The sequence below is a fragment of the Dehalococcoidales bacterium genome (assembly GCA_030698765.1).
Classification (GTDB): domain Bacteria; phylum Chloroflexota; class Dehalococcoidia; order Dehalococcoidales; family UBA2162; genus JAUYMF01.
The window spans coordinates 1-6,078 of the sequence record JAUYMF010000133.1; the positions used below are offsets into that span (position 1 = coordinate 1).

General features: G+C 53.6%; 3 protein-coding genes and 1 tRNA gene. 2 read left to right on the forward strand and 2 right to left on the reverse strand.

Annotation, left to right across the window (positions count from 1 at the left end; translation table 11 throughout):
- Nucleotides 1-489 precede the first annotated feature (489 nt).
- Nucleotides 490-563 (reverse strand) — tRNA-Gln (locus Q8Q07_06535).
- A 202-nt stretch (nucleotides 564-765) separates the two neighbouring features.
- On the opposite strand from Q8Q07_06535, the gene Q8Q07_06540 reads away from it, so the two are divergent.
- A complete protein-coding gene (locus Q8Q07_06540) occupies nucleotides 766-2,028 on the forward strand; it encodes an MFS transporter (GenBank protein ID MDP3879941.1) in 1,263 nt (420 codons plus the stop codon).
- A gap of 108 nt (nucleotides 2,029-2,136) precedes the next feature.
- Here the strand turns inward: Q8Q07_06540 and Q8Q07_06545 are convergent, their stop codons facing one another.
- Entirely contained in the window at nucleotides 2,137-3,996 is a 1,860-nt protein-coding gene (locus tag Q8Q07_06545) for an aldehyde ferredoxin oxidoreductase family protein (GenBank protein MDP3879942.1), read from the reverse strand.
- 608 nt (nucleotides 3,997-4,604) lie between these two features.
- Here Q8Q07_06545 and Q8Q07_06550 point away from each other — a divergent pair.
- A partial coding sequence (locus Q8Q07_06550; protein ID MDP3879943.1) for a PAS domain S-box protein occupies nucleotides 4,605-6,078 on the forward strand: 1,474 nt, incomplete at its 3' end.

Here is a 6,078-nt window from a genome sequence, read left to right on the forward strand (position 1 = left end):
GCAGGCCTCAGATCCAAACGGCTTTGCAGGAGTGGCTTGCAGAAATGGGTAGTACTGACCAAGATTCAGAACTAAGTCGTGCTCGTCAGAGGCTGGATTTTCTGCTAACCAAGAGGAAAAATGTCAATCGCATGGCGGCGGAACAGATAATTGGTTGGGATGAATTCAAAGAACTTCGTGATGAGGTGGAAAGCGAGGAAGCAACACTTAAGTCACGTATAGAGTTCATTACCAGGCATCAAACTTTATTCGCTGCTGATTTTGAGTTAGCGCTTGATATAGCCTGTAATCTAGGCTGGTTATTCGAAAAAGGTAATTTTGAAGAACGCAGATTATTGGTCGAGACGTTGTTTAAAGGCATCAATGTGCAAAAGGGTAAGATCTTAAGTTACGAACTAAACCCACCTTTCGCTATGTTCTGTAATACTGGGAAAGAGTCTTTCGGATCAGACGGAGCGGGTAGTTCGTTGGTTCGATATGAGTCTTTAGTGGCTGGGGAAGAAGGATTCGAACCTTCGTTGACGGATTCAGAGTCCGCTGTCCTACCACTAGACGATTCCCCAGTACAGCCTTTTGATTATAGCTATTTAGCGAAGCGTATGTCAAAGTAGTGCTTAGAGACGTGGTTCAGGAATAAGCTGCCCGCGGAAACGCGTTCGCGGCTTGCAGGGCTGTTATGGTTTATAGTCAGGTGACGGGATAACCGGCGTAACGCGCGCGCTTTGTTCTTAATTTCGTTCCCGCCGTCAGGATGGATTCTTACCAGTGTTTTCCGGTCTTAAAGACAGGCTATTTTACGGCTGGGTTATAGTGGCCGCTTTTTTCCTTGCCGGCGCTACCCTCTGGGGGATACGTTTTTCCTTCGGGGTCTTTTTTAAGTCCATCGAGAGTGAGTTCCTTCTGACCCGTGCCGCGACCTCAGCCATTTTCTCCGTTTACATGGTCTTTGGTTCGGCATTTGCTCTTCTGAGCGGCTGGGCATTGGATAGATACGGGCCCCGGATTATTCTCTCGGTGATGGGACTGTTTGCCGGTTTGAGCCTGTTACTGACCAGTCAGGCTCATTCTGCCTGGCTGCTGTTTGTCACTTACAGCTTGTTGCTGGCGATGGGCAGCAGCGCCGCATACGTCGTGACCATGTCAACAACCTTAAAGTGGTTCGATAAGAAACGGGGGCTGGCGCTGGGCATCACCAGCTCGGGGGGAGGGCTGGGTATGGTGGTGATGGCGCCGCTGGCTACCTACCTGGTTGACAGTCTCGGCTGGCGAGGGGCGTTTATTGTCCTGGGGCTGATGGCCTGGCTGATAGTGATCCCTCTCTCTCAGCTATTGAGAAATAGTCCGCAGGAAATCGGGGTCCTGCCTGACGGGATAAAATCAGCCTTCCCAGATACCGGTCTGCCGCCAGTAGCGGTAACCAATAATAATCCCCCGCCGGTCGGCCTTTCTTTACCACAGGCATTAAAGACGAGGAGCTTCTGGCTGATTGTGATAACATGGGTATTTTTTGCCTCAGCCATATTTCTGGTCTTAACCCATATTGTGCCTCATGCTACCGATATCGGCTTTTCCGCCGTAGAGGCGGCAGCGGTGCTCAGTGTGATTGGTGGCGCCAACATCGGAGGCCGGGTGCTGATGGGCGCTGTTTCGGATAAGATTGGTAGAAATAGAACCACCATTATCTGTTTGCTGTCACAGGCTCTGGCGATGGTATGGTTAATCTGGGTGCGGGAACTGTGGATGCTCTATCTGTTTGCCCTGATTTTTGGTTTTGCCTATGGAGGTGTCGGTCCCAGTATGGCGGCGTTAATCGGGGATACTTTTGGCTTGAACAGGATTGGCGTGATAATGGGAGCGCTGGAGGTTGGCTACGGGCTGGGGGCGGCCATCGGCCCCGTTATCGGCGGGCTGGTCTATGACATCAGCAATAATTATTTTCTGGCTTTCTTAATCGGAGCGTTGACCTTGCTGGTAGCTGTCATGGCGGTGGCTTTAATCAGACAGGAAAAGCCGGTAGCTTTGGTATAAACATGTAACGGTCTGGACATGTCACGGGACATTAATCACCGCAGGGAACCTCACCAGCTACGGTAATAAGCCGGTTTTGGCCCCGGTCTTCAGCCAGGTACAGTCTGATTATTTGATGCCCAGTTCCGCCAGTTTTTGCGGGGTCGGTATTCCGGTGCTGGTATCCCAGCCCATTGACCTGTAGTAAAGGCTTTTGGTCTCCTCCAGTTGCGCCTGGTCATAGAACTTGGTGGCCAGGACTCCGTCAGTTTTCGGCTGGAAGAAACGTTTGGGCAGCTTATCGTCGGCGGCAGTGAAGCCTTCCCTGATATTGAACAGGCGTGCCATCGTCAGCGTTCTCTCGGAGACCTGCTGCATCTCACGGATGCTCATCTTCCAGCCGGTAACTGCGCCCAGGATATTATTGACCTGCTCTGAATAGTAAGGTACGAACATGCAAATCAGCAGATGGTCCAGGGTAACACGGAACAGATATACTTTCTGGAACATGTCCGCTTTACGCGCTCCCAGCTCATCAGCGGGTAGGGGTTCAGTCACTCCCAGGGCTTTGACCCTGTCCAGTGTCCGTCCCGGTGCGCTGAACATGGTATCATGCACATTGGCGCAGTGGTCAGCCCCGTGCGGGTTGACCTCGTAGCCCAGGCCCAGGGATGCCTTTATTCTGGGTTCATGCATCGGAATTTCCAGCCCTTTTACCTGCATGGCAAAATCCGCAGAGCCGCCGATTTTTCTGGCCGCCCGCGCTGAGCCTTCAGCCAGCAGGTTGCCGATGCCCTCCCGCCTGGCAACCAGGTCAATAATCTTAAGCATGGCTTCGGCATTACCAAATCTGAGGTCAATGCCATTGGTATCTTCAATGCTCAGCAGCCCGTTTTCAAAGCATTCCATGGCGTAAGAAATGGTAACCCCGGTGGAGATGGTATCCAGCGAATAGGCATTGCAGAGCTCGTTTCCTTTGACGATTGCTTTCAGGTCGCTGATGCCGCAGTTGGAGCCTAATGAGGCTAATGTCTCATATTCAGGCCCGCCGTAAGCCGGGTCTACCGGGTGGGGTTCTTCCTTAATCTCGACCACTTTTTTGCAGCGTACGGTGCAGGCGTAGCAGGATTCCATCCTGATCCTGTAGGTATCTCTTAGAGTTTCTCCGCTTATCCTGTTTACTTCGGGGAACGTGCCATCGCGGAAATTGCGCACCGGCAGGTTGCCGGTAGCTTCACCGCTGTTCATACCGGCGCCGGTACCCACTTCGTGGAAAGACGCCCACAGCTCCTTGTTTTCCAGGAGCCACCCCCTCATTTCCTTCAGGTACGCGGGGTCAGCCAGCGCTGGCATCTGGTGGCCCCTGACGGCAACTGCCTTGAGGTTCTTGGAACCCATCACCGCACCCACGCCGCCTCTGCCCGCGGCATCGTGGAGGTCATTGATGATGCAGGCGTAGCGTACCATGTTTTCTCCGGCGGGACCTATCGAGGCTACCCGTATAAGGTGGTCTCCCAGCTCGCTCCTGAGGGTCTGCTGGACTTCCTTGGTGTTCTTTCCCCAGAGGTGAGCGGCGTCCTTCAAACTGGCTTCACCGTCATGAATCCAGAGGTAAACCGGCTTCTCAGCTTTACCCTCAATAATTACGGCATCGTAGCCGGCATGTTTAAGCTCGGCGCCCCAGTAGCCGCCAACCTCTGATTTGGCGAAACCGCCGGTCAGGGGTGACTTGGCGCCGATGCAGTGGCGGCCGCTGCCTGAGAGCGGGGTTCCCGTTACCGGCCCCAGGGCGAAGATCAGCTTGTTTTCCGGGCTTAAGGGGTCAATCCCCGCCGCTAACTCATTCAGCAGGAAGTGGGCAATAAAACCGGCGCCGCCGATATGTTTCCGGCAGAACGCCTCGTCAATTGCCTCCGCGGCTATGCTTTTGTTGGACAGGTTTACCCTCAGGATTTTCCCTGCATACCCACCCGGTGTATTATTAGCCATTAGATTTCACCTCTTCTTCTGATTTTGGGCGCGCCCTTGCGGAAATGAGTTCAGGTGCTGGCGTACCGCCAGCGGTTTCAGCGCGGACTATTTTAAAAGTATAAAGATTGTGGCGTGGTAAAGTCAAACCGGTGGTTGAGAGGGTGTTTAACAAGGGTTTGTCATTGCCCGGCTTGAACGGGCAATCCACCAGCCTGGTTTGTATGGAGAGGGGTCTGGAAATATCATTCTGAGGGAGTGAAACGACCGAAGCCCTGTATTTGATACGGGGTCGGGGAGGGGTAGCAAGGCAGATAGATACAACCCCTCACCCGGATTCTTCGCTGCGCTCAGAAGGACAATATGGGATGTCTACTTGCATAACGATGACGAATTGGGATATCGCTTCGCTTGAAATGATAGTATCAGCCAGTGCCGCCATAGAAAATAGAACCTTCAAATTACGGGAAGGGTTGTGCTAAAATACATATATCTTCTCTATATTTGTCTGGCGGAGTGGATTCCTGGCAGGTTGATAAAAAAGGAACTCGGAGTTTTCCTCTCCCTTTGTAGAGGGGGATTGGTTTTCCAGCCCCCTGTTAAACGGGCTGGAATTAAGGAGACGCCATATGGCGACGAGGAAAAAGCAAAGCGGTAAGCGGGATGAACCGGAGTCCGAAAGTAAGCTTCCTTTGACCTCACGGGAAGAGCTGCAATCGCTCAACGAAGAGATGATGACCGTCAACGCCGAGCTTACATCCAAGACCGATATGCTCACCAGGGCCAACGATGACCTGAAGAACTACCTCAACCGGACGGATATTGCCATCATCTTCCTGGATGAGGAACTCAATATCAGGAGCTACACGCCGGCATCAACCGACGTATTCAGCATCAGGGACATTGATATCGCCCGTCCTCTTGAGGAGATAACTTCACGCCTGGACTACGCTAATCTGATTGATGACGCCCGTGAGGTACTGCGGACGCTCCAGCCCAAGGAGATAGAGGTCCGGCGCCGGGACGGGCGCTGGTACATGATGAGAATATTGCCCTACCTCACGGCGCAGAACGTCGGCGGCGGACTGGTAATGAGCTTCCTGGACATAGATAAGCAGAGGCAGGCCGTAGACGAGCTTGCCCGGGCCAACCGGGAACTGGAAGAGTTAGCCCGGTTTCCGCAGGAAAATCCGAATCCGGTGCTGAGGGTTAGCCGGGATGGCGCCGTTCTGTATGCCAATGCTGCCTGTTCGTCTATACTGGATTCTTTCAGTTGCCAGCCGGGGCAGCTTCTGCCTGAGCGGTACCGGGAAATAGTTGCCGCGGTTCTGGACAGCGACACGTCCTGGTCGATCGAAATAGAGGCCGGGGAACGCAGGTTCACACTGCAATTTGTTCCGGTAACAGCTTCCGGGTATGTGAATATATACGGGCTTGACATCACCAAGCGCAAGAAAGCGGAAGAGGCGTTAGCACAGGCGGCACAGCAGTGGCAGGAGACCTTTGACGCCATCCCGGACCTGATTTCCATTCATGACAAAGAGTACAATATCCTGAAGGTGAACAGGGCTTTCACCAGGATGTTTGGCATGACCGCGGAGCAGCTTGTCGGCAAGAAATGCTACGAGGTGTTCCATGAGAGCAACGAGCCGATACTGGCCTGTCTGCACCGGCAGACCATGCAGACCGGGCAGCTGATGAGCGAAGAGGTTTTCGAGCCGCGCCTGGACGCTTATTTTGATATTGCCACGGCGCCCATCGTCAGCGCCAGCGGTGAGATAACCAGCTCGATACACATCGCCCGGAACGTCACCGCGCGGAAGAGGACGGAGGAACGGATAGCTTTTCAGTCCCACCTGCTGGACGCCATCGAGGATGTCATTATCACCACTGATGTCGAGGGGAGGATTATCTTCTGGGGGAGAGGGGCGGTAAGGCTGCTCGGCTGGCAGCCGGATGACGCAATTAGACAAATGGCCATAGACTTGTTAGTCCCTGAAGAGCTCACCCCGGAAGCGCACGCAATTGGAGAACAGCTGAGAAGCGGAAAAGGTTGGTCAGGGGAGATGACCGCCAAGCGTCGGGACGGTACACTGGCACCCT

What these genes read in the sequence shown, in the direction of transcription:
- Q8Q07_06545 (MDP3879942.1), bottom strand. Translation starts at nt 3,996, where the DNA reads ATGGCTAATAATACACCGGGTGGGTATGCAGGGAAAATCCTGAGGGTA.